Source organism: Mycobacterium xenopi, assembly GCF_009936235.1.
In the GTDB taxonomy this organism is placed as follows: domain Bacteria; phylum Actinomycetota; class Actinomycetes; order Mycobacteriales; family Mycobacteriaceae; genus Mycobacterium; species Mycobacterium xenopi.
Genome location: NZ_AP022314.1, coordinates 4,670,181 through 4,691,072 on the forward strand (window position 1 = coordinate 4,670,181; position 20,892 = coordinate 4,691,072).

General features: G+C 66.9%; 19 protein-coding genes and 2 pseudogenes. 9 read left to right on the forward strand and 12 right to left on the reverse strand.

The window, feature by feature from the left end:
• Window positions 1–73 precede the first annotated feature (73 nt).
• Window positions 74–1,171, forward strand: coding sequence for an acyl-CoA synthetase family protein (locus MYXE_RS22375; protein WP_085195352.1), 1,098 nt, complete (start codon window positions 74–76; stop codon window positions 1,169–1,171).
• A 44-nt stretch (window positions 1,172–1,215) separates the two neighbouring features.
• Window positions 1,216–2,580: an aldehyde dehydrogenase family protein gene (locus tag MYXE_RS22380; protein ID WP_085195424.1), complete on the forward strand. Its 1,365-nt coding sequence runs from the start codon at window positions 1,216–1,218 to the stop codon at window positions 2,578–2,580.
• Between the two features lie 30 nt (window positions 2,581–2,610).
• On the opposite strand, the gene MYXE_RS22385 is transcribed toward MYXE_RS22380, so the two are convergent.
• A complete protein-coding gene (locus MYXE_RS22385) occupies window positions 2,611–3,159 on the reverse strand; it encodes a nuclear transport factor 2 family protein (protein ID WP_004571711.1) in 549 nt (182 codons plus the stop codon).
• Between the two features lie 589 nt (window positions 3,160–3,748).
• Between MYXE_RS22385 and MYXE_RS22390 the strand changes: the two genes are divergently transcribed.
• Window positions 3,749–4,372: a TetR/AcrR family transcriptional regulator gene (locus tag MYXE_RS22390; protein ID WP_085195354.1), complete on the forward strand. Its 624-nt coding sequence runs from the start codon at window positions 3,749–3,751 to the stop codon at window positions 4,370–4,372.
• A gap of 66 nt (window positions 4,373–4,438) precedes the next feature.
• Here the strand turns inward: MYXE_RS22390 and MYXE_RS22395 are convergent, their stop codons facing one another.
• Together MYXE_RS22395 and MYXE_RS22400 are read right to left on the reverse strand one after the other, a co-directional pair.
• Window positions 4,439–4,735: a hypothetical protein gene (locus tag MYXE_RS22395; protein ID WP_085195356.1), complete on the reverse strand. Its 297-nt coding sequence runs from the start codon at window positions 4,733–4,735 to the stop codon at window positions 4,439–4,441.
• Between the two features lie 19 nt (window positions 4,736–4,754).
• Window positions 4,755–6,254: a class I adenylate-forming enzyme family protein gene (locus tag MYXE_RS22400; protein WP_039890442.1), complete on the reverse strand. Its 1,500-nt coding sequence runs from the start codon at window positions 6,252–6,254 to the stop codon at window positions 4,755–4,757.
• A gap of 208 nt (window positions 6,255–6,462) precedes the next feature.
• Here MYXE_RS22400 and MYXE_RS22405 point away from each other — a divergent pair, with 208 nt between their 5' ends.
• Window positions 6,463–7,452: an esterase family protein gene (locus MYXE_RS22405; RefSeq protein WP_085195358.1), complete on the forward strand. Its 990-nt coding sequence runs from the start codon at window positions 6,463–6,465 to the stop codon at window positions 7,450–7,452.
• A 4-nt stretch (window positions 7,453–7,456) separates the two neighbouring features.
• On the opposite strand, the gene MYXE_RS22410 is transcribed toward MYXE_RS22405, so the two are convergent.
• Window positions 7,457–7,612, reverse strand: coding sequence for a hypothetical protein (locus MYXE_RS22410; protein ID WP_004571705.1), 156 nt, complete (start codon window positions 7,610–7,612; stop codon window positions 7,457–7,459).
• Between the two features lie 59 nt (window positions 7,613–7,671).
• Here MYXE_RS22410 and MYXE_RS22415 point away from each other — a divergent pair, with 59 nt between their 5' ends.
• Window positions 7,672–7,824 (forward strand): TetR/AcrR family transcriptional regulator, encoded by a 153-nt coding sequence (locus MYXE_RS22415; protein ID WP_415624502.1) that lies wholly within the window; start codon window positions 7,672–7,674, stop codon window positions 7,822–7,824.
• Between the two features lie 64 nt (window positions 7,825–7,888).
• Here MYXE_RS22415 and MYXE_RS22420 read toward each other — a convergent pair whose 3' ends face one another.
• On the reverse strand, window positions 7,889–8,668 hold the full coding sequence (locus MYXE_RS22420; protein WP_004571703.1) for a crotonase/enoyl-CoA hydratase family protein: 780 nt from the start codon (window positions 8,666–8,668) through the stop codon (window positions 7,889–7,891).
• 140 nt (window positions 8,669–8,808) lie between these two features.
• On the opposite strand from MYXE_RS22420, the gene MYXE_RS22425 reads away from it, so the two are divergent.
• Together MYXE_RS22425 and fadD12 are read left to right on the forward strand one after the other, a co-directional pair.
• Complete coding sequence (locus MYXE_RS22425; RefSeq protein ID WP_085195360.1) at window positions 8,809–9,615, forward strand: 1-acyl-sn-glycerol-3-phosphate acyltransferase; 807 nt, start codon at window positions 8,809–8,811, stop codon at window positions 9,613–9,615.
• A 4-nt stretch (window positions 9,616–9,619) separates the two neighbouring features.
• Window positions 9,620–11,251, forward strand: a complete 1,632-nt coding sequence (fadD12, locus tag MYXE_RS22430) for an acyl-CoA ligase FadD12 (protein ID WP_085195362.1) — start codon at window positions 9,620–9,622, stop codon at window positions 11,249–11,251.
• A gap of 14 nt (window positions 11,252–11,265) precedes the next feature.
• On the opposite strand, the gene MYXE_RS22435 is transcribed toward fadD12, so the two are convergent.
• From MYXE_RS22435 to MYXE_RS22450, 4 genes are all read right to left on the reverse strand, one after another.
• A complete protein-coding gene (locus MYXE_RS22435) occupies window positions 11,266–12,684 on the reverse strand; it encodes a WS/DGAT/MGAT family O-acyltransferase (RefSeq protein ID WP_085195364.1) in 1,419 nt (472 codons plus the stop codon).
• Window positions 12,685–12,727: 43 nt separating this feature from the next.
• Window positions 12,728–13,948 (reverse strand): alpha/beta hydrolase, encoded by a 1,221-nt coding sequence (locus tag MYXE_RS22440; protein WP_415624447.1) that lies wholly within the window; start codon window positions 13,946–13,948, stop codon window positions 12,728–12,730.
• An 85-nt stretch (window positions 13,949–14,033) separates the two neighbouring features.
• On the reverse strand, window positions 14,034–14,480 hold the full coding sequence (locus tag MYXE_RS22445; protein ID WP_232061887.1) for a hypothetical protein: 447 nt from the start codon (window positions 14,478–14,480) through the stop codon (window positions 14,034–14,036).
• Between the two features lie 53 nt (window positions 14,481–14,533).
• Window positions 14,534–15,775 carry a molybdopterin-dependent oxidoreductase gene (locus tag MYXE_RS22450; RefSeq protein ID WP_085195366.1) on the reverse strand — a complete coding sequence of 414 codons (1,242 nt, stop codon included), beginning with the start codon at window positions 15,773–15,775 and terminating at the stop codon, window positions 14,534–14,536.
• Between the two features lie 125 nt (window positions 15,776–15,900).
• Between MYXE_RS22450 and MYXE_RS22455 the strand changes: the two genes are divergently transcribed.
• Entirely contained in the window at window positions 15,901–16,392 is a 492-nt protein-coding gene (locus MYXE_RS22455) for an ester cyclase (protein ID WP_085195428.1), read from the forward strand.
• A 4-nt stretch (window positions 16,393–16,396) separates the two neighbouring features.
• Window positions 16,397–17,290 (forward strand): alpha/beta hydrolase, encoded by an 894-nt coding sequence (locus MYXE_RS22460; RefSeq protein ID WP_004571695.1) that lies wholly within the window; start codon window positions 16,397–16,399, stop codon window positions 17,288–17,290.
• Here MYXE_RS22460 and MYXE_RS22465 read toward each other — a convergent pair.
• The 3 genes and pseudogenes from MYXE_RS22465 to MYXE_RS22475 all read right to left on the reverse strand — a co-directional run bounded on the left by MYXE_RS22465 (window position 17,287) and on the right by MYXE_RS22475 (window position 20,864).
• Window positions 17,287–18,590, reverse strand: a pseudogene (locus tag MYXE_RS22465) (amidohydrolase family protein). The gene MYXE_RS22460 and the pseudogene MYXE_RS22465 overlap by 4 nt on opposite strands.
• Window positions 18,584–19,770 (reverse strand): annotated as a pseudogene (locus tag MYXE_RS22470) (CoA transferase). The pseudogenes MYXE_RS22465 and MYXE_RS22470 overlap by 7 nt, the downstream one beginning before the upstream one ends.
• 107 nt (window positions 19,771–19,877) lie before the next feature.
• Window positions 19,878–20,864 (reverse strand): MaoC family dehydratase, encoded by a 987-nt coding sequence (locus tag MYXE_RS22475; protein WP_085195370.1) that lies wholly within the window; start codon window positions 20,862–20,864, stop codon window positions 19,878–19,880.
• Between the last annotated feature and the right edge of the window lie 28 nt (window positions 20,865–20,892).

The following is a 20,892-nucleotide window of genomic DNA, read 5'->3' on the forward strand; positions in this document are numbered from 1 at the left end:
TGTCTGGGCCAGCTGACCACCTATCGAGCGCTTGCGATTGCCGGGTGGTCGGCGGTGCGACAGGATCGTTGGCGTGGCGCGTATCGATGTGTCGTTGTTGGAGGTGCCGCGTTCAGAGCCGGTCGAGGATCCCGAAGCTTACCTTCGCGCCGCGGTCGCCTGGCACTTCAGCGAGGACACCGGATCGCCGTTCTGGTTGCGTATTGCGGCCACACTGAACTTCGACCCGCTGACCGACATCAACACGTTCGCGGACCTGCGTTTGTTTCCCGACCTCGTCAACGAACTGCGCACTGCGCCCGTGGAGGACCTGATTCCACGCGGGTATGGGTCACCGCCGCCGCTGCCGCAGATCTTCGAGTCCGGCGGCACGACGGGGGCTCCGAAACGGACTGTGCAAATGCCGGACTGGATCGAACAAGTTGTCCGGTGGCAGACCGAGGATTTCACCGCGGGTGGATTCCTGCCGGGCCGCGGCTTCCTGTGCCTTATGCCCAGCGGACCGCACGGGGTGGGCTACTTCTCCCGCCTGGTCTCGGCGCGACTCGGCTCGATCTTCCACTCGATCGATCTGGATCCGCGCTGGGTCAAAAAGCTCGCTGCCCGCAACGCCGCCGCCGACGTGCTGGCCTACGTCGAACACGTAATCGAGCAGGCCCGTCACGTTCTGTGCACCCAAAACGTCGCGAATCTGCACACCACTCCGCCGCTGCTCGAAGCCCTCGCCCGCAACGATCACATCGTGGACTTGGTGAACGAGAAGATCCGCTATGTCCTGCTCAGCGGCGCCCATGTCGACACCGACACGCTGGATCTGTTTCGCGAGATCTTCCCGGATACCGCGATCACGATGGTTTTCGGCAGCACGATGATCCTCTCGCAAGCGATTACCCGCACCGGTGGCGATTGCGATTCGTTCGTGTTCGACCCGCGCACCCCGTATGTCGTGTTTTGGGTGCTGGATCCCGACACCGGCGATCAGGTGCCCCACGGGCAACGCGGCCAGGTCGTGATGAACCATCTCAGCAAAGCCATGTTCATACCGAACAACCTGGAACGCGACAGCGCAGTCCGACTCCCAGGGCCCCCGGGCCAGGTCGGCGATTCGCTCACCGAGGTGCAGCCGGTAGCCACATTCGAAGGCCGCGGCGTCATCGAAGGTGTGTACTGACCATGACATCGGTTGCCGGCGAATACGCAAGTCGGGCAACAGATCTGGTATGCCTAGACGCACTCGGACCGAACGGGCCGTACCGCACGCGGAACCGCCAGACCATCACCAGCACAGCTGGTGTGCCGGTTGCCGAGCTAAGTATTGCTCCGCCACTCTATGTTTCGCGCAGCATCGGTACGCAGCGCAAAACGCCGCCGCTGCCTGTTACGCAGCGTCTCACCGCTCTTGCCGAGGCAGCCGACGCATTCGGGAGCGCCGTGATCGCCGGACTGGATTTCGACACCTACGTCGAACTTGCCAGCGCTGCTTCGGGGCTGCCGATCGCGGTAACCCGTGCCGGTGCGCAGCGGGTCGCCCGGGCCGTCGCGTCGGCGATCGATGCGGTGCGGCCGGCTTGCCCCGCCGGGGCAGCGCTGGACTGGCGCGAGCCCCGCATCGCCGACGGCGGCGCGGTGTGGGCCCGGCGCGGCGAAGTCTTCGCCGTGCACGCCTCAGGAAACGGGCCCGCCATCCACGCCTTGTGGCCCCAGGCGCTCGCACTGGGCTACCGGGTGGCGGTCCGCCCGTCGCGCCGCGAGCCGTTCACCGCGCATAGACTCGTCCATGCCCTGCGCGCCAACGGATTTCGATCCGAAGATGCGACGTATCTGCCGACCGAGTATGGCGGAGCCGACGAGATCATTCGGTCGGCCGACCTGGCGATGGTCTACGGCGATCAGCACGTCGTCGACAAATACGCGACCGATCCCACGGTGTTTGTCAACGGGCCCGGGCGCAGCAAGATGTTGATCACCGCCGAGCAAGATTGGCGCGACTACCTCGACGTCGTGGTCGACTCGATCGCCAACCAGGGCGGAATGGCGTGCGTCAACACCACCGCCGTGCTCTACGAAGGCGATCCCGCGCCACTGGCGGGCGCGATCGCCGATCGATTGTCGACGATCCAACCGTTGCCGACTGGAGACGAGCGGGCGCTTCTGCCCACCCAGAGCATCGACGAGGCCGCGCGGCTGGCGGACTATCTCGCGGCCAAGGCCGCCGGAACGACCCCGGTGCTCGGCGCGGAGCAGGTGGTCGCCCCGCTGGGCAATGGCTGCGCCGCATTACGCCCCGCCGTGCATCTGATGGCCACGACCGATGTCGACACGCTCAACACCGAACTGCCGTTCCCGTGCGTCTGGGTGTCGCCGTGGTCGCGCCGCGAGGGCATGGCAGCGCTGCGGCACTCACTGGTTGTCACCGCCATCACCAGCGACGAAGCCCTCGTCGATGCCCTACTGGCCGAGCCGACCGTCGCCAACGTTTACTGGGGCCGCCATCCGACCTGCTACCACGCGCCCGAAATCCCACACGACGGGTTCCTGGCGGACTTCCTGATGCGCAATAAGGGTTTTATCCGGGACTGAGATGGGGCGCGCCGGCCGCTGTGGCGAATGTCATCGTGCAACCGCCGCAGGCAGGCACGGCTCGAAATAGGCAGGGTCGCAAGTGATCGGGCGCAGGCGGTCATTCATGGTGGTCGGCCCGACATGACGTTCTAAGATGCGCCACCCCCGATCGGTCCGGCGCAGCCGGTCTGTCATGGCCGAGTAAACCCAAATCGCGGGCAGTTCACCCGGAGTTCCAACCACCTCGGCGGTGATCATGCCGGGCACAGCGTCCGGCGGCGCATAGCGCACGAGAAGGTTGTGGTAGCGAACGATGACACCCTCACCGTCACGATCGACGATCGGGTTGGTCGCGAGTCTGCTGACACCCGGGGCGCTGTACGGGTAGGCCCGCTGGAAGAAACTACGGATTTCCGCTCGGCCCCGACTGACGCCGTGGGTGTGGTACGTAACGCCGTCCGGGAGGAAGGCCTCGACCATCGCGTCGATATCCCAAGCATCGAACAGCAAGTTGACACGGTTGATGAAGTCGATTGCGCTGGCCCGGTCGGCGGCGTCGACATCGCTATCCAGGGTGATCGGCGGCAAGTCGGGCATTGACCACACCTCTCGGTCGGTTTTGATGGGGCAGCATGCGCGAAAGCCACCGGCAGTTTACCATTCGTTCATTTTGAGTTAACCCTCTCGTTGGGCTGTGTTTCGGTTACATTCCGGACAAGATTGGCTTGGTCCAGTGCGGTTGGCCGCAAAAACTATTGATGCCCGGTGCCTTTCAGCGTCGCGGGTCGCGCCCGGCGTCGAACTCATCGATGGCTGCCGCCAGCGGATTCATGGGCCAGAGGCAATATGTGAGCCTGCATAATCGAGACCCGGTGACGGTCTGCTTTGTGGCGGTGTTAGCCGGATTTCCTGGGCTCCTGGACCACAGATTCCGTAGCACGACCTGTATGTAGTATGCTCTGATGCATAGTCATGGGTTGACGTATTCGGCCCGTGAGGCAGGAGATTCCGATGTGGGTCATCGAGCTCAACGTTGCGGGTCATCGGTTCACCCGTGAGGTGTCCGACCTACGCCGCCAACCCTTCCGCGGTGTCCGGTTCAGCCCACGCAACATGCACTGGCGTGCCCTGCAGGCACGTCACTCGCACGCCGCATAATCGTCTGGCTTCGAGGGGGACGACGGTGATGTCGACGGCAGCAGAGGCCGCGCGGAAGAACCGTGGCGGTACGCGCACCAGCATGCTTGTCACTGCGGCTGAAGTGCTGCGCGAGCGCGGCGCGGCCGGGGTGACCATAGATGAGGTACTTACCCGTAGCGGCGCGCCCCGTGGCTCGGTGTACTACCACTTTCCTAACGGTCGCAATCAGATCCTTACCGAGGCGCTGCGCTACTCCGGTGAGGCGATCACTGCGGCGATCGATACGGCCGCCGACCAAGGCGCGGCGGCCCTGGTGCGTCGCTTCGTCGAGCTGTGGGAACATCTGTTGGCCGAGAGCGACTTCAATGCCGGCTGTCCTGTCGTGGCCGCGGCGATCGGCCCGGCAGACGGCGAACCGCATCTGACCGCTGAAGCCGGAGAGATCTTTGACCATTGGCGCGCGGCGCTGAGCCGGGCCTTCGTCGCCGACGGCTTCGACCAGTCCGATGCGGATTCACTCGCGCTGACGTCAATCGCAGCACTGGAAGGCGCGGTGGTGCTGTGCCGCTCGACACGCAGTGCCACACCGCTGCAAAAAGTTGCCGAGCAGCTCGAATTCCTCATCAAGGCAAGGGAATTCGTTCGTCGCAACGGAGTACCCGGCCGCTAGCGCCACGAGAAGACGCAAAAACCCCGCCGCGCCGGGCACGAGGGGGGCTTTTGCGTCTGCTTGCTATCAGTCGCTGGCGGGCAGCGGCTTGGCCTCTTTGAGATGTAGCGGGGTCTCACCGATGGTCAGGGTCCCGGCACCGGCCTTGGTCACCAGTACCTCGGCGCCGTTGTCGTCGACATAGCGCTTGCCCATGATGTTGCCGTCGGCGAACGCCGGATCCAGCTCGCCGGAACGCTCCGCGCCGATCGGCACCATCGGGGCCCCGCCACAGCGCAGGTCGTCGAGGCTGTCGGCGCTCCGCACGACGATGACCTGGGTCTCGCACACTTGGCTGGCGAGGCGGGTTCCGTTCTTGATCATGATTTCGTCCCTCGATCGCTCACTGCTCGGCCGGGGCGGCACGAAGTTGCTCGACTAACTCGCGACGCAATAGCTTGCCGGTCGCGTTGGTGGGCAGTTCGTCACGAAACACTACCCGGTCGGGTGTTCGCGACCCGCGCAAGCTCTTGCGCACGTATGCGCGCAGCTCCTCCGGGTCAGGGTCGGCGCCTTCAGCCGGCACGACCACCGCGACGATCGCCTGGCCCCACTGCGGGTCGTCGACGCCGACCACGGCTACCTCACGCACGTCGGGATGCTCGATCAGCACGTCCTCCAACTCGGCCGGCGCGATGTTCTCGCCGCCGCGGATGATGGTGTCGTCGCTGCGTCCGCTAATGAACAGGTAGCCGTCCTCGTCCAACATGGCGATGTCTTTGGTGGGAAACCAGCCGTCCTCGTCGAGGACCGAGCCGATTCCGGTGTAGCGGCCGGACACCTGCTCGCCGCGGACGAACAACTCTCCCGTCTTTCCCGGCCCGAGAACTGCCCCATTCTCATCGCGGACCTGCAGCTCGATGCCGGGCACCGCTTGACCGACCGACCCCAACCGCTTGGCGACGGCCGCATCGGAGGCCGCCAGCGACCGCCGGTGATCCTCCGGCGTGAGTACGGCGATCGTCGAACTGGTCTCGGTCAGCCCGTAGGCGTTGACGAAACCCACCTCGGGCAGCAGCTCAAGCGCCCGGCGTAGCAGCGGCAGCCCCACCTTGGAACCGCCGTACGCCAGATTGCGCAGCGACGGCAGCCGGTGATCGCCTTGCTCGAGCACCTTGACAATGCGGTCGAGCATCGTGGGCACCACGGTCGCGGTGGTGACGTGCTCGGAATTGACCAGCCGCACCCACTCCTCGGCGTCGAAGTCGGGCAGATACACCATCTTGCGGCCCGCGTAGAGGTTCGACAGCGCTGCACTGACCCCGGCGATGTGGTAGGGCGGCACACAGATCAACGCCGCGTCGTCGGGGCCGGCCGAGTCGAAGTCCACGGTGCCGGTGACATACGTGGTCAAGTTGTTGTGGGACAGCTCGACGGCCTTGGGCACCGACGTGGTGCCCGACGTGAACAACACGATCGCGACGGCGTCGGGATCGGCGACTTGCGCGGCCGGCGTGGCGGTGTGGGCCGCGGCCAGGAACTCGTCGGAGAGCATCGTTTGCCGGCCCACGTCACCGACCATGTCCCGATAGCGGCCGTCGGCGATCACCAGCGGCTCGGGCAAACGCCGGATCAGGGTCTGGATGGCTTCGGCCGAGAGCCGGTAGTTGATGGGCGTGAAGGCCAACCCTGCGCGGGCCGAGGCGAAGATCAGCAGCGGCAGCATCACACCGCCGGTGCCGACGTAGGCGACATGCTGGGCGTTCGACCCGGCGACCACGCCGGCGCCGCCGTCGGCCAGGTCGCTCAGCTGCTGGGTGGTCAACCGGACGTCGCCGCAGACCACCGCTGTTCGATCCGGGTTGCTCGACGCTGCCATTTCGAGAAGTAATGAAATGCTCATCCTCGAGTCTCTCTGCGCCTCAACCCTTTTCAGAACCGATCCCCGGATGGGGCGTGACATTCATATCCGAAACTGTATTGTAGACCACCTAACCGATACACCCTTTCGGTGCCACCTGGAACGCCGCGGCGCGTGGTCTGTCGTCGAATCGAACCACTGAAACCCCTCAAGTTAGCTACGCTACCCGGCACGCGGATCGGGGGAAGCGATGGCGTTCACGGGCACAACTTTCAAGACCACCACGTACCGACTAGCGGTCGCCGTCACGGCGGTCGCGGCGCTGCCGGGGCTTATCGTGATCGCGGCCACTGCACCACCGGTCCGGGCATTCTCCAGTGTCCCGGTCGAACAACTCCAGGTGCCCTCGCCGGCGATGGGCCGCGACATCCCGGTCGAGTTCGAAAGCGGCGGTCCCGGGTCGCACGCGCTCTACCTGCTCGACACCATGGAGGCCGCTGACGACGTCAACGGCTGGGACCGCGACACCGCGGCGTTCGACTGGTACCAAGGATCGGGGCTGTCGGTCGTCATGCCGGTGGGCGGCATGTCCAGTTTCTGGAGCGACTGGTATCAGCCCGCAGTGGGCAACGGCGGGACCCACACCTACAAGTGGGAAACCTTCCTGACTCAAGAACTCCCAACGTGGCTGGCGGCCAACAGAAACGTCGCGCCGAACGGCAACGCCGTGGTCGGGGCATCGATGGGCGGCTCGTCGGCGCTGGTACTGGCGGCATATCACCCACAGCAGTTCGCCTACGCCGGCTCGATGTCGGGCTTCCTGAATCTCTCCAACGACAAGTGGCCGGGCTTGGTGAACATCGCGATGCACTACGACGGCGGGTTCAACTCTGAGGCGATGTGGGGCCCGGCCAGCGACCCGGCGTGGGCGCGCAACGACCCGACGGTCAACGTCGCACGATTGGTCGCCAACAACACTCGGGTGTGGGTTTACTGCGGCAACGGCAGCCCGACGGACATTGATGCCGGCACCGCCAACGTCGGCGGCCTGGGCACGCTCGAGGGGTTGGCGATCGACAGCAACCGGGCCTTCGAAGACGCCTATGTCGCAAACGGCGGCAAAAACGGGGTGTTCAATTTCTTGCCCGGAATCCACACCTGGAACCACTGGGGCCAACAGCTGCAGCAGATGAAGCCTGACCTGCAACGCGTGCTCGGCGCCAAACCGACCACCACGTGAGCTGCTATTCGGTCGGCGTCCACGCCGAAAGCCGTGGGATCCAGCGGGACACGTGGCGGCGATAGTCGAGGTATTCGCCGCCGAATCGCCGGGCAAGATGAGGCTCTTCCCAGAACCGGATGGCGGTCGCCTGGACGGCCAGAAAAACCGCGAACCACACCAGTAGGGCAACCGATCGCCAGGCGGGTCGCCGCCGAGTTCGGGGTCGCGGATGCCGAGCTGTGGGTAGAGCTAGTGGCCAGCCACCTCGCCGGGCTGGCGTTCGCGCGCTACCAGCTTCGGATCGAGCCGCTCGCCTCCAGCGCGGTCGATGAGCTGGTGGCCCGGGTGGGGCCTACGATACAGCGCTACCTCACCGATCGGGACGGTTGAGCCGCGCCTTGCTCGACTGCCGAATCTTCCTCGGCGTCGCGAATTCCCCAGCGGGACCGTGCGTTCACGTGCCGGTCCAGCGTGGCGGGCGTTTCTCGGCGAATGCGACCGCGCCTTCTTTGGCATCGTTGGAGGCGAACACCGGCATCAGGATCTTCAGCTGCTCGGCGAACATGGTGTCCGGGCTCCAGCCGCGAGACTCCACGATGATTCGCTTGGTGGCGGCCACCGCCAGCGGCCCGTTGGCGGTGATCTTCTCGGCGAGCTTGATTGCTTCGTCGAGCGCCTTGCCCGGCTCGGCCAACACGTTGACCAGTCCAAGCGCTTGCGCCCGTTCCGCGGGAAGGTTGTCACCGGTGAGCGCCAGCTCCATGGCGATCCCGTAGGGGATGCGCTGCGGAAGCCGCAGCAGGCCCCCGCCGCCGGCCACCAGGCCGCGTTTGACTTCCGGGATCCCGAACGCCGACTCCTTCGACGCCACAATCAGGTCACATGCCAGGGCCAGCTCGGTGCCACCGGCCAGCGCATAGCCCTCGACCGCGGCGATCACCGGCTTGGCGGGTGGACGTTCGGTGAAGCCCATACCGCGACCCTTGACGACGACGTTTTCACCCCGGGCAAACGCCTTGAGATCCATGCCCGCGCAGAACGAGCCACCCGCCCCGGTCAGGATCGCCACCGACAGGCCGGTGTCGCCGTCGAGCCGGTCCATGGCATCGGCGAGGCCCTGACTGACAGCGGCGTTGACCGCGTTCTTCGCCTCGGGCCGATTGATCGTGATGATCAAGATCCGCTCGCGCTGTTCGGTCAGGACCACAGGTTGGGTGTTGGCTTGTTCGCTCACGACGCTGTGACGCTCCGTTCGATATCGGGGACGGGTGACGAGGCGATGGTATCCGCCGGTGGTCTGCGGGCTGCTGTCCAGCCCGCAAGGTTCCGCGACTAGCATCACAGCAAAATCCGCGCCGAGCCCAGGGGGACGCGTTGACCGCCACCGACATCGAGCCCACCGAGATCTCCAAGTGGGATCCGGGCCTGACCGAACGTGTCATCGCCCTGATCCGGCCGCTGATCAAGGGCTATCACCGCGCCGAGGTGCGCGGCCTCGATTCGTTTCCCCCAGGCGGTGCGCTGGTGGTGTCCAACCACTCTGGTGGGCTCTTCCCGATGGACGTTCCAGTCTTCGCGACCGGGTTCTATGAGAAGTTCGGCTACGACCGCCCGGTCTACACGTTGAGCCATGACGTGTTGTTCACCGGGCCGATCGCCGAGTTCTTCGTGCGGACGGGGTTCATCCGCGCCAGCCGCGAAAACGCCGACGAAGCACTGCGCTCTGGTGGGGTAGTCGTGGTGTTCCCCGGCGGCGACTACGACGTGTATCGACCGACGTTGTCGGAGAACAAGATCGACTTCGACGGCCGTACAGGTTATGTGCGAGCTGCGTTGAATGCCGGGGTGCCGATTGTGCCGGCGGTGGCGATCGGGGGTCAGGAAAACCAGTTCTACCTCTCGCGCGGCATGGGGCTGGCGCATCTGTTGCGGCTCGACAAATTGATGCGGGTCAAGATCCTGCCGATCTCGATCGGCTTTCCGTTCGGGCTTTCCGCGGTGCTGCCAGTCAACATTCCGCTACCCACCAAGATCGTCATGCAGGTGCTCGAGCCGATCGACGTGGCCGCCGAGTTCGGCGAGGATCCTGATGTCGACACGGTCGACGCGCATGTGCGACGGGTCATGCAAACGGCGCTGGACAGGCTGGCCAAAGAGCGCCGCCTGCCGGTGATCGGTTGAGGTCATGACCGGCCCGGGGGTGTGGAGCCGCTTCGCGGACGTCGGCGGCCTGCTGACCACCATGGTTCGGGCGGGCATCATCGCACCCCTGCGGCCCGACAAGTATGTGCGGATTGCCGCGGCCGCACGCCGCGAACGCCTGTCGATGACAAGCGGAGTCGCGATGTCAGCGCAGCGCTGCCCCGACCGCCCGGCGCTGATCGACGAGCTCGGCGCGCTCAGCTACCGCCAGCTCGACCAACGCTGCGACGCGCTGGCAGCGGGATTGCAGGCATTGCCCGGCGGCAGCCCGAGGATTGTCGCGATCATGTGCCGCAATCACCGCGGGTTTGTCGAAGCGCTGGTGGCCGCCAACCGGATCGGCGCCGACATCCTGTTGCTCAACACCTCATTCGCCGGTCCGGCGCTCGCGGAAGTCGTCGCCCGCGAAGGCGCAGACGCGATCATCTATGACGAGGAGTTCACCGGCTCGGTGGACCGGGCGCTGGCCGACCGGTCGCACACCACACGCGTCGTCGCCTGGACCGACCACCCGGAAAGCCACGACCTGACCGTCGACAAGCTCGTCGCCACCCATACCGGCCAGCGGCCCGCCAGACCGCTGCGGAAAGGCAAGCTGATCCTGCTGACGTCGGGAACCACCGGAACTCCCAAGGGCGCCAAGCGTTCCGGCGGTGGTGCCAGTGAACTCAAGGCGATCTTGGAGCGTGTACCGTGGCGCGCCGAGGAGACGACGGTGGTGGTGGCGCCGATGTTTCATGCTTGGGGGTTTTCGCAGCTGGCGTTCGCGGTATCGCTGGGCTGCACCGTTGTGACCCGACGCAAGTTCGACCCTGAGGCAACGCTTGCGCTGATCGACCGTTATCAAGCCACCGGCCTGTGCGTGGTGCCGGTGATGTTCGACCGGATCATGGAATTGCCCGACGACGTGCGCGGCAAATACAACTGTCGCTCGCTGCGGTTCGCGACGGCGTCGGGTTCCCGGATGCGTCCCGACGTCGTGACCCGGTTTATGGACGAGTTCGGCGACGTCATCTACAACAACTACAACGCCACCGAGGCCGGCATGATCGCCACCGCGGCGCCCGAAGACTTGCGCGCCGCGCCTGATACTGCCGGAAAACCCGCGCCGGGCACCGAGATTCGCATCCTCGATTCCGAGTTCCAGCCGGTGCCCACCGGCGAGGTCGGTCAGATCTACGTGCGCAACACCAGCCTGTTCGACGGCTACACGTCCGGCTCCACCAAGGACTTTCACGAGGGCTTCATGGCCTCCGGCGACATCGGTCGGCTCGACGAGGCCGGGCGACTCTACGTGGTGGGCCGCGACGACGAGATGATCGTCTCCGGCGGGGAGAATGTCTATCCGATCGAGGTGGAAAAGACGCTGATCGCGCACCCCGCGGTCGAGGAGGCGAGCGTCATCGGTGTCGACGACGAGCAGTACGGTCAACGACTGGCCGCGTTCGTGGTGCTCAGCGGCGGCGCCACGGCTACCCCGGATTCGCTCAAACAGTATGTGCGCGACAATCTCGCCAACTACAAGGTGCCCCGCGAGATCGTCGTGGTGGACCAGCTCCCCCGCAGCAGCACCGGCAAGATCCTGCGTGGCGAGCTGCTAGATCGGCTCGGTTAGCTGCGCGAGCGCTGTCAGGCTTGGGCCATCGCCGTCTCGACGACGGTCAGCTTTTCGGAAAGCCCCGCCGCGCGGCGTATTTCGACAAACGTGTCGATCATGGCGTCGGTCACCTCATGCGGATCTCTGACGGTGGCGCCATCGGTCAGCACGGAGATGTTGAGTTGGTCGACGTAGCTCCACACCGTAATGTTGAGGCCGCTGCCGGCCGTCAGCGGTCCCACCGAATAGATTTCGGTGACCAGCGCACCGCCGACCCGACCGCGCTCGCGGGGGCCCGGGACGTTGGAGATATTCAAGTTCAGCACCTTGTTCTGGCCGTCACGGCCGGCAAGCCACCGAAACAGCGCCTCTGTCGGCGCCGGTGGGAAGTACGCCGCCCACCGGCTGACCAACTGCGGTCCCAGAAGTTGGTGACTCTCCTTGGCGGAGACTGCGTTCTCATGGCACCGACGTGTCCGCTCCAGCGGGTCGTCGACGTCGACTGGAAGCGCCACCAGCATCCCGGTGAAGTAGTTGCCGGAGACTCGCCCTGGGGAAAAATCGAAACTCACCGGCACCGACGCCAGTAGCGGATGGTCGGCCTTACCGTCATAGCGGAACAGCAGGGCCCGCAATGCGCCGGCCGACATCGCCAGCACCATGTCGTTGATCGTGATCCCCAGGTGCTTGCCGGTCTCCTTGACATCTGACAACGCCAACGTCGCGGTGGCGAAGCGGCGCTCGGGGGTGAGCATGTGATTGATGAACGTCGGCGGCGGGGTGAACGGCCTTGTCAAATCGGGTGAAAGCTTGCGCGCGCTGCGGCGCACCCGGCGCAGACCCTGCGCGGTGTAACCGATCGTGCCCGGAATCCGGCCGATGTGGCGCAGATGATCACCGAATGCCGAACGCAGCAGCTGTGCCTTGGTGGGGGCAGGGTCGGGCGCATAGGTGCCGCGCGCGGGCTCCAGACCCGGCTGCAGGTCCATCCCGCGGGCCAACAGGTTGGCGGAAGCCACGCCGTCGGCCAGCGCGTGGTGGATCTTGCCGACCACCGCGATCCGGTTGTTGGCCAAGCCCTCGACGAAGTACATCTCCCACAGCGGGCGGCTGCGGTCCAGCGGGGTGCTCGCGATCTGTCCGATCGCCTCGTCGAGTTCGCGCCGACCACCCGGGGCGGGAAGCCGCCACGGGCGAATGTGGTAGGTCAGGTCGACGTCGCAGTTCTCCCGCCACATCGGGTGGTGCAGTTTGAACGGAATCTCCACCAACTGGTACCGGAACGGCTCGAGCTTGTAGAGCCGACTGTGGATGACGCGCCGGAACTCGTCGATGCCGAAGTCGCGGCGGTCGGGGTCCAGCTCGATCACACCCACCTTCAGGGTGTGCATGTGCACGTTTGGCGTCTCGCTGTACAGCAGTACCGCGTCCCACCCGCTGAGCCGTTTCACGGTTGCGCCTTCCCCATGCACGGACCTTACATTCGGCCGGCGCTTAGATAACCTGTTTGGCCCCAATCGGCGTGCGACTGCGATGAACCTGATTGAGAAACAGCCCGACGGCGGTAACCATCGCACCGGTGCGCGCACCGTCGGTCAGGTCGAAACCGTGCCCGGCGCCCGGAAGCTCGATATAGCTGACTACCGAGTGCGAGACCGACCGCAGCCGCGCGACGAAGCTGCGGGCCTGCTCGACCGGAATCACTGTGTCCTTGCTGCCGTGAATCACCAAGAACGGCGGCGCTTTCGGATGCACCCGAGCGATCGGTGAAGCCTTGCGGAACACCTCGGGATGGCGCGTGAGGCGCTGGTGGACCACCACCCGTTCGAGGAAATCCACGAAGCGCACCCGCTCGGCCGTTGAGCGGTCTTCCCAGTCGTAGCGGCCGTAAATCCCGACGACGGCGTCGACCGAGGTATCCGAGCCCTCAGGCAGCTCGGCCTGCAACTCGGGATCGTTGCCGGTCAGCCCGGCCAGCGCGGCAAGATGCCCACCGGCCGAACAGCCCGCCACCGCAACGAAATTGCGATCACCCCCGAATTTGTCGACATTCGCGCGAGCCCACCCGATGGCGGTCTTGACGTCGGTGATGTGTGCCGGCCAACGGTGGTGCGGCGCCACCCGGTAGCCCACGGACAGGCATACCCAGCCCTGCTCGGCCAGGTGCGACATCAGCGCATAACCCTGCAGGGCGCGGCCGCCCTGCACCCACGCGCCACCCGGCACAAAGATCAGCACGGGCGCGGGCGTCGCCGCCAGGTCCTTGCGCCGCCACACGTCGAGCACCTGGGCAGGGTTGCCGCCGTAGCGCACCGAAGCGCGGTACAGGTAGCGGCGGTGCCGTCGGGCATTCCATATCGGCGGGGTCCGCTCCGGCGCGGGCCATTCGATATCGAGGTTATGGGCGGGCACGATGCCGCGTAGCGCCGCCGCGGAAACTGCCTGGGTGCTGTCGCGGTCACGGCGGCGGATCTCGCTGATGCCCGGGGTCAGCCAGGCCTTCGCGGTTGTCGAGGCGAATTCCGGCAACACCCGACAGCCCCAAACTCCCATCGCGGTCACCCCGCCCAGCGGCTCCAAGTGCTTGCCGATCACCGGCAGCGAAGCCGACGCGACACTGATCGCCAGCATGCAGTCGGCGAGGCGTGCTCGCCGCAACCACCGGGCGCGGCTGGACATGCTGGGGCCGGGATAGCGGGTCGCTGTACGCACCATGCGGGGAGCGTACCCGCCGTCGTCGCGGCAAACGACGAACAGGACAGGTTGCGCGGCTGACGCGGTATGCCCGTGGGTCAGGACCCTAAGCTGGTGGCCCGTCGTGGCCTGCCGATCGTCGGTGCGCCCGGATCAGCCGAGCTGCGTAGACGACGGCGCTGGCGGCGAACATCGCGGCGGTCAGCACCAGCCACCGGCCGAGAAACGGGTCTTGTGTCTGCCCGGTGGCCGCAAGATAGGTCGGTGCACCCTGCTTGAGGATGCCAGGAAGGAAGACCAGCAGCGTCAGTCCGGACCCCAGCGCCGGTATCCGGAGGTGGTTGCGGGCTGACACCCGCGCGCGGCGGTGGTCGCGCTTCCCCCACAGAATCCTGTCGGCCAGCGTGTAGATCGGGAAAAGCACCAGGTCGTGGGCAAGGATGGCGGCGGCAAACCAGACCGCAATCGACTGCCACCAGCTCTTTGGATTCCACAGACTCGCCGGCCCAGCGACGGCCACGGTGTAGGTGGCCAGCGCGAAACCCGACGTCATCACCACCAGGTGGAATCCACGCGACCCGTACACGGTGCCCACCACGGACACGCTCAACCCGCCTCGAATCTGATCGAGCTCACCCATTTGGTGTTGTGCACACCGGGCAGCGCGGGGACGATGACCCGCGCGGGATATCCGTGGTCGAGTGACAGGTCGGCACCGTTGACCCGCAGCGCCAATAGTGAATCGGGATCGCGGATTTGGTTGGCCTGCAAGTTCGCTCGCGCGAACGCGCCGCCGCGCTCCAGCGACGTCACCCGGGCCGAACGCGGCGAGGGTACGCCCGCAAGGCGGGCTAACTCGGCCAGCGGTACGCCGCTCCAGGTTTGGGTGCTCGACCATCCTTCGACGCAGGCGATCGGAAGTCGCGCGCTTCGTTGCGCCATCCCGGCCAGTGTGCCCCGGTCTACGACCACCGTCGACGCGCCGCCCGTCAGCGTGAGCCGCCACTGCGTGCCCGTGCGCCGCGGGTCGATTCCCGCCGCGATCGCGGTCCGGTTGACTTGAAAGTCGTGCGGGCCACGGCTGCGGCCGCGCGGCAGCAGTAAAGCAGCGTCGCGGGTGATCCCGCCCAGTGTCTGGCCGGCGGTCAGCACGGCCATCAGCAGCGCGCCCGAGCCGACTAGCGCCAGGGCTCCGCGTCTGCTCATCGTCGGGTCGGCGGGATGGGCGGGCACCAACCCGTCGGGGTCGGGCGGCTCCGGTCGTGTGTCGATAAGCCTGGTGCACAATACTTTTCGCAGCGGCAGCGATCGCAGACCGGTGAGCATTCGGGGAAACTTGAGCGCAACATGCATGGCGAAGCCGGCGATGAAAACCCATGCCGCGAAGTAGTGCCCGGTGTAAAAGCTAAACCCGAAGATGTAGTCGTACTGGATGTTGAGGACCCCGGTGACGATCTCGAACAGGATTCCCCCGACCAGCATCGCCAACGAGATTCGCTCCAGCAGTTGGGCGATCGACCGGGCGGGCGGCCAGACGAACAGCCGCGGCATCACCGACCACAGCTTGGCCAGCACCACCGGGGTGAGCACGAGGCCCAGCCCGACGTGCACACCCTGAGTCATCCGGTACAGCCACGAAGGGCGGGTTGGCCAGTCGAAGGTGGGCAGCCGCAGCCAGCCCACCTGGGGGGGAATGGCCTGACCGAGCTGCGGTGCGTACGCAACGTAGGACAGTAGTCCGGTCACGATGACGATCGGCAGCGTCGCCAGCAGCACCAGCCCGAACACCGATGTCAACCAAGGACCGCGCAGCGGGCTGCGCCACCGTAAGCGGCCAAGATCTCGCACCGACGCCCCGCTCTCGTGGCCTAGGCCGTGTCGACAAAACGACCTGTCTCAGGTGGGCCATAGCATACGCTGACGCTTTTGCGGTGTGCGTGTGCCCAGCAGCCGGTGGCGTGAAGGAGTCCCTGATGGTCAGTGACGATCTGCGTCGACGCCGGCTGGAGGTCATCCGGGAGCATATGGATGCCGAAGTGACCCAACAATTCCACCGCACCCTAAGCACTTTCGGCGGGCACCCACGCTACGAGATCATGGCCACGGGTCAGGTTTTCGACGGCGACGACGAGGTGATGGGCTACTACCGGACCACCCGAACCGCGTTTCCTGATCAGCGCCACGACAACGCCCGCTACCACGTCGCCGACGACGCGGTGATCGTCGAGTTTGACCTCGTCGGAACCAATCTCGGTGAGTTCTATGGCTTTCCGCCGACGGGCAAGGCGTTTCGGGTGCCGGTCGTCGCGGTGTTTTTCTTCGATCGTGACCGCATCGTCAACGAGCGTATCTTTTTCGATTCGGCCAGCCTGCTAACCCAGGTCGGCCGCGGCGAGCTGCTCGCCGCCGGTGGGACCAGTCCCGCGGTCCGCTCCCGTCACACGACCGAAGACAGGCGATACTGAGCCAATGCCGAGCACTGATTTTCACCCCGACCTGCGCACAATCGCCCGAGTCGCCCCCCGAACGTTGGTGAGTCCGCGGACGCTGCCGCTGATGCGGAGGTTGACACGGCTGCAGGGTTTCGGCCGCGCCCGCGACGTCGACGTCCTCACCTTGGAGTCGGGAGCCGGTGTGCGGCTGCACCGGCCCGCGGGTGTCACCGAACCAGGGCCGGCGCTGCTGTGGATTCACGGCGGCGGATATGTCCTGGGCACCGCCCGGCAAGACGACGGGGTGTGCCGGCGCTTCAGCCGCGCGCTGGGCATCACCGTGGCAGCAGTGGACTACCGGCTGGCGCCCGAGCATCCCTACCCCGCACCGCTGGAAGACTGCTATTCGGCGTTGACCTGGCTGGCCGGGCTGCCCGCCGTGGACCCCGCACGGGTGGCGATCGGCGGTGCCAGCGCGGGCGGCGGGCTGGCCGCGGCGCTGGCACTGTTGGCCCGTGACCGCGGCGAAATCACCCCGTGCCTGCAAATGCTGGCCTATCCGATGCTCGACGACCGCAGCGCGGCGGCCCCGAAGAACCCTAACTACCGGCTGTGGAGCCCGGCCAGCAATCGGTTCGGCTGGACGGCGTATCTCGGTGACGCGGACCCGCAACTCGCGGTGCCGGCCCGCCGCGACGACCTGAGCGGGCTCCCGCCGGCGTGGATTGGGGTGGGTACCCACGATTTGTTCCATGACGAGGACCTGGCCTACGCCGAGCGCCTCACCCGCGCCGGGGTGGCATGCCACGTTGAGGTCGTGCCCGGCGCGTTCCACGGCTTCGACCTGTTGGTGCCCAAAGCCCAAGTGTCGCGAAACTTTTTCGCCAGCCAATGCGCGTGTTTGCGGCAAGCGTTCACCGAGACGGGTTAACCGGCCGCGAATGCCAGCTTCCCGGCGATCACGGTCGCGGCAACCATGTCGGCGTCCAGTTCCGCTAACACCGTTTGCGGCGAAACGCTGAGCACACACAGGTCCCCGGGATGTCCCGGCTCGACAACGCGCGGTCGGGCCGGCTCGTCGGCTCTACCCAGGAACATCGTCAATGCTGTTCGCGCCGTTACACATTCGCTCGAGTTGAGAACGTTTCCACTGGGGGTGGTTCGGTGCACGGCGGCGCGCATGGCCGCCCACGGATCGTCGCGGCCGAACGGCATATCGGTGGACAGCGCCACCGCGACGCCGGCGCGCAACAGCGACGCGACCCGCCACAGCTGGCCGTGCTCCTCCGCGGGCACCTCAGCCAGGTATTCATCGCCGCGCTCGGCGACGAAGTTGGGTTGGGTCACCACGGTGAGGCCCAGTGCGGCGAGGTCGACCAAAGAATCCGGAGGCGCCACGGCGGCGTGCTCGATCCGGTCCCCTGGGCGCGTGCCGGCTTGGCGCAGCGCCGCGACGGTTACCACCAGCTGCGCGGCGGTCACACAGTGGATAGCGACCGGACCGCCGGCACGGTGGCGCTCGGCGATCCAGCCGGCCAGCGCGTCGAGGTCGAGGTCGTCGTCGTGCAGGATGCGCTTGCCCGGCGACAGGCAACGCACGTGTTGGCGCAATTCCCCGCGCCGGTGCAGTTCGGTCAACGTCACGATGTCGGCGACATCCAGGTCCGGTGTGGCGTCGGTGACGCCGGTGACTCCGTATCGGGCGAGCCGGCGGCTGAGCTCTGCCAGGTTGGTGCCGCGGTGCCCCAGCGCGTCCGACCAGCTCGGGTCGGCGCTGCGCAGCCGCCCGTCGGGATGATCCGCCAACCCCACCCGGGTGAGGCCCGCCGAGTTGAGGATCCACAGCGCGCCGCTCCGGTGCTGTACGCGCACCGGCACCGGCGGCGAGATGGCGTCGAGCAGCGTTCGGTCCAGCGGGCCGGCCACCGAATCGTGGTAGCCGACCGCCCGGATCCAGCCGTCGCTTCCGACTGGGGCATTGGCCAGCGCGCGGGCCAGCCCGTCGCGGTCGCGCACCTGCGGGGCCCGGCCCGCACCGAGTCTTCCACGGCCGCCGCCGAGTACAGGTGGACGTGGTGGTCGTGCAGTCCGGGCAGCACGGTTCCACCCGCGGCGTCGAACGTTTCCTCGCCGCGCCGCGGCGCGAGTTCGCCAGCGACCTCCTCGATCCGCGCCCCCACCCGAACGTCGACCGTCGCGCCGTCAAGTGTGGTGGCGCGTTGGATCAGCATGAGGCGCAAAGCCTTTCGGCGACGATGTGACGCACCGCGGCGTTGTCGGCGCCCAGCGGTGGCGCGGCGGGGCTCGGCGGCGGAGGCTGCGGGGGCGCGATCGGTGTGCTGGATTCCGACGATTCGAGCGGCAGCGCGGCATAGGTTGCGGCCACCGCTGCCAGCGACAGCTCGATCAACTCCCCGCCGCCGCGGTGCAGCGACTGCGCCACTGCCCGCGTCGCTTCCAGGCCGGTCAGCGGGTCGGCGATGGCGTCGCCGCAAAAACGGGTCCGTCGGCGTCCGCGCCGACGAGCCCGCCCGCCACTGCGGCGTCGTCGCCAAAGGCCACTCGGTCGGGCTGGTCGTTATAACCTTTGATGCGCAACCACACTCGCCCCGGCCGTGCCGGCATGTCGTCAGCGCTCAATTGCCGGCGCCGCAGCGCGGCGGGGCGCGATCCCTCGATGACGACGTCGGCCGCCGACAGCAGCTGCCGGAGTACATCGGGCTCCTTATCGAAATCGACTGCGTAGGAGAGTTTTCCGAAGTTCATCCAGTCGAAGAACGCCGGTTCGCCGCGTCGAGTGCCGTCGGGCCGGGCCGGGCTTTCCACCTTCACCACGACCGCGCCGGCCCGGGCGAGCAGCTGAGCGCACAACGGTCCCGCCCACAGCGACGACAGGTCCGCCACCAACAGGTCGCCAAATGCGCGCGGCGCGGTTGGGTTTCCGTCGCGTCGCACCGCCGGCGGTGCTGCGGCCGTTTCGCCTAGTGCCGCGGCGGCGATGTCGAGCAGTTGGGTGCGGGCGACCACGGCGTCGCTGGAATGTGTTGCGGCCCATGCCGCCAGCGTCGGCCACGGGTCTGCGGGGACGGCGTCGACTTGCAGCAGCGCGGGCAGCGCGGCCGCGTCGTCGGGGCGCGGCAGCGCGATCGCGCACCAGCCGTCGGCGCTGGGCAGGAGCCGCGTGGCCCCACCGGCGGATACACGGCCCTGCCGTGTCAGACCGAGCAACGCGGCGCGACCGGCCAATATCGTGGCGGCATCGGTGTCGACGCCGAGCAGCCGGGCGATCTCGGCGGTTACGTGCCGCGCCTTGGCCAGCACGCCGGCGCGCGAGAAATCCGGCGGCCCGTCGGCCGGCCCGGTCAGATAGGCCAGGCCGCTGCCAGCCCAGTCAGCCGCGGCCGAGTCCACGCCCCCATTGTTCTTTTCCGGCGCGAGCAGACGCAAAGGTACCCCGACACCCCGGTGAACAGGGGCTTACGGCGCCCGGGATGGCGACCGCGCGATCTAGACGCGATTTAGAACTGCAGCGCGGTAAATCGCCAATCCAGCACCTGCCGGTCGGGCCCGGAGTCGCTGACCGCATACACCAGCGATCGCAAGCCCAGCGCCCCGCCGTTGTCGACCGGGCAGGCCGATTCGACATGCAACTCGCTGTAGAGCGTGTCGCCCTCGTACACCGGTCCCGTGTGATCGCAGGACTGCCAGCCCAGCACCGTCACCAAGTTCGGCAGCATCCGCGTGGCCTGGGCGAGCGCCAGCCCGATGGTATGTCCGCCGTAGACCAGCCGACGCCCGCTGATACGTGAATCATGGTGTGTGGCAGCGATATTGAGGGTGAGACGGGCCAGCTCGGGTGCGCTGCTGACCACGTCGGCGCTGCTGTGCAACACCGTGCCGGCCAAACCGGCGTCAAAATGCGGGCCGGGCACTCGTCGGCGAAACGCCTCGGCGTCCCAGTCGGCGGTCGGGTCATGGGCCGGTGCCGCCGCGTCGGCGCCGACGCCGGACAGGTCGTCGCCGGCCCGCTCCTCGTCGGGCGGCCACCCGGGGCTGGCGGGCAGCATGGCGCAGCGGTAGAAGTCGAGCACCAAGCGGTCGGCCTGGTCGATGGTGGTCATCCGCAACGCCGTCAGCCCGGTGGGCGCGCGGCCCGGTTTTGGCCGGTTTGCGCGCAGTCCCACCACTTCGGTGCGGGTGTAGAGGGTGTCGCCGATGACCGGGAAGCGGTGAAACACCAGCCCGCGGTAGAACAGGTTGGCTTTGACCCGCTGGGTCGCCAGCGTCGTCTGCCCGATGGCCACATCCCAGACCAATCCCGGATGCGCCAGCGCGGCGGGCGCGCCGGTGACGGCGGCGGACAGATCGGCGTCCAGCGGCAGCCGCAGCCTGTCCCCCACGATGGCCTGGTGAACCGCGGCCATCCCGGCCGTCAGCGTCACCGCCGGCGCCGAGTCGAACACCTGGCCCACCGCGAGGTCGTCGAAGTAGGGCCCGCCGCTCATTGCGCCTCCCGTGCGTCAGTATGGCGGT

Coding starts and splice junctions, on each gene's coding strand:
- MYXE_RS22385 (WP_004571711.1), bottom strand. CDS start 3,159: ATGCCCGACTTGCCGCCGATCACCCTGGATAGCGATGTCGACGCCGCC.
- MYXE_RS22390 (WP_085195354.1), top strand. CDS start 3,749: ATGTCGACGGCAGCAGAGGCCGCGCGGAAGAACCGTGGCGGTACGCGC.
- MYXE_RS22395 (WP_085195356.1), bottom strand. CDS start 4,735: ATGATCAAGAACGGAACCCGCCTCGCCAGCCAAGTGTGCGAGACCCAG.
- MYXE_RS22400 (WP_039890442.1), bottom strand. CDS start 6,254: ATGAGCATTTCATTACTTCTCGAAATGGCAGCGTCGAGCAACCCGGAT.
- MYXE_RS22405 (WP_085195358.1), top strand. CDS start 6,463: ATGGCGTTCACGGGCACAACTTTCAAGACCACCACGTACCGACTAGCG.
- fadD12 (WP_085195362.1), top strand. CDS start 9,620: ATGACCGGCCCGGGGGTGTGGAGCCGCTTCGCGGACGTCGGCGGCCTG.
- MYXE_RS22440 (WP_415624447.1), bottom strand. CDS start 13,948: ATGGTGCGTACAGCGACCCGCTATCCCGGCCCCAGCATGTCCAGCCGC.
- MYXE_RS22445 (WP_232061887.1), bottom strand. CDS start 14,480: ATGACGTCGGGTTTCGCGCTGGCCACCTACACCGTGGCCGTCGCTGGG.
- MYXE_RS22455 (WP_085195428.1), top strand. CDS start 15,901: ATGGTCAGTGACGATCTGCGTCGACGCCGGCTGGAGGTCATCCGGGAG.
- MYXE_RS22460 (WP_004571695.1), top strand. CDS start 16,397: ATGCCGAGCACTGATTTTCACCCCGACCTGCGCACAATCGCCCGAGTC.
- MYXE_RS22475 (WP_085195370.1), bottom strand. CDS start 20,864: ATGAGCGGCGGGCCCTACTTCGACGACCTCGCGGTGGGCCAGGTGTTC.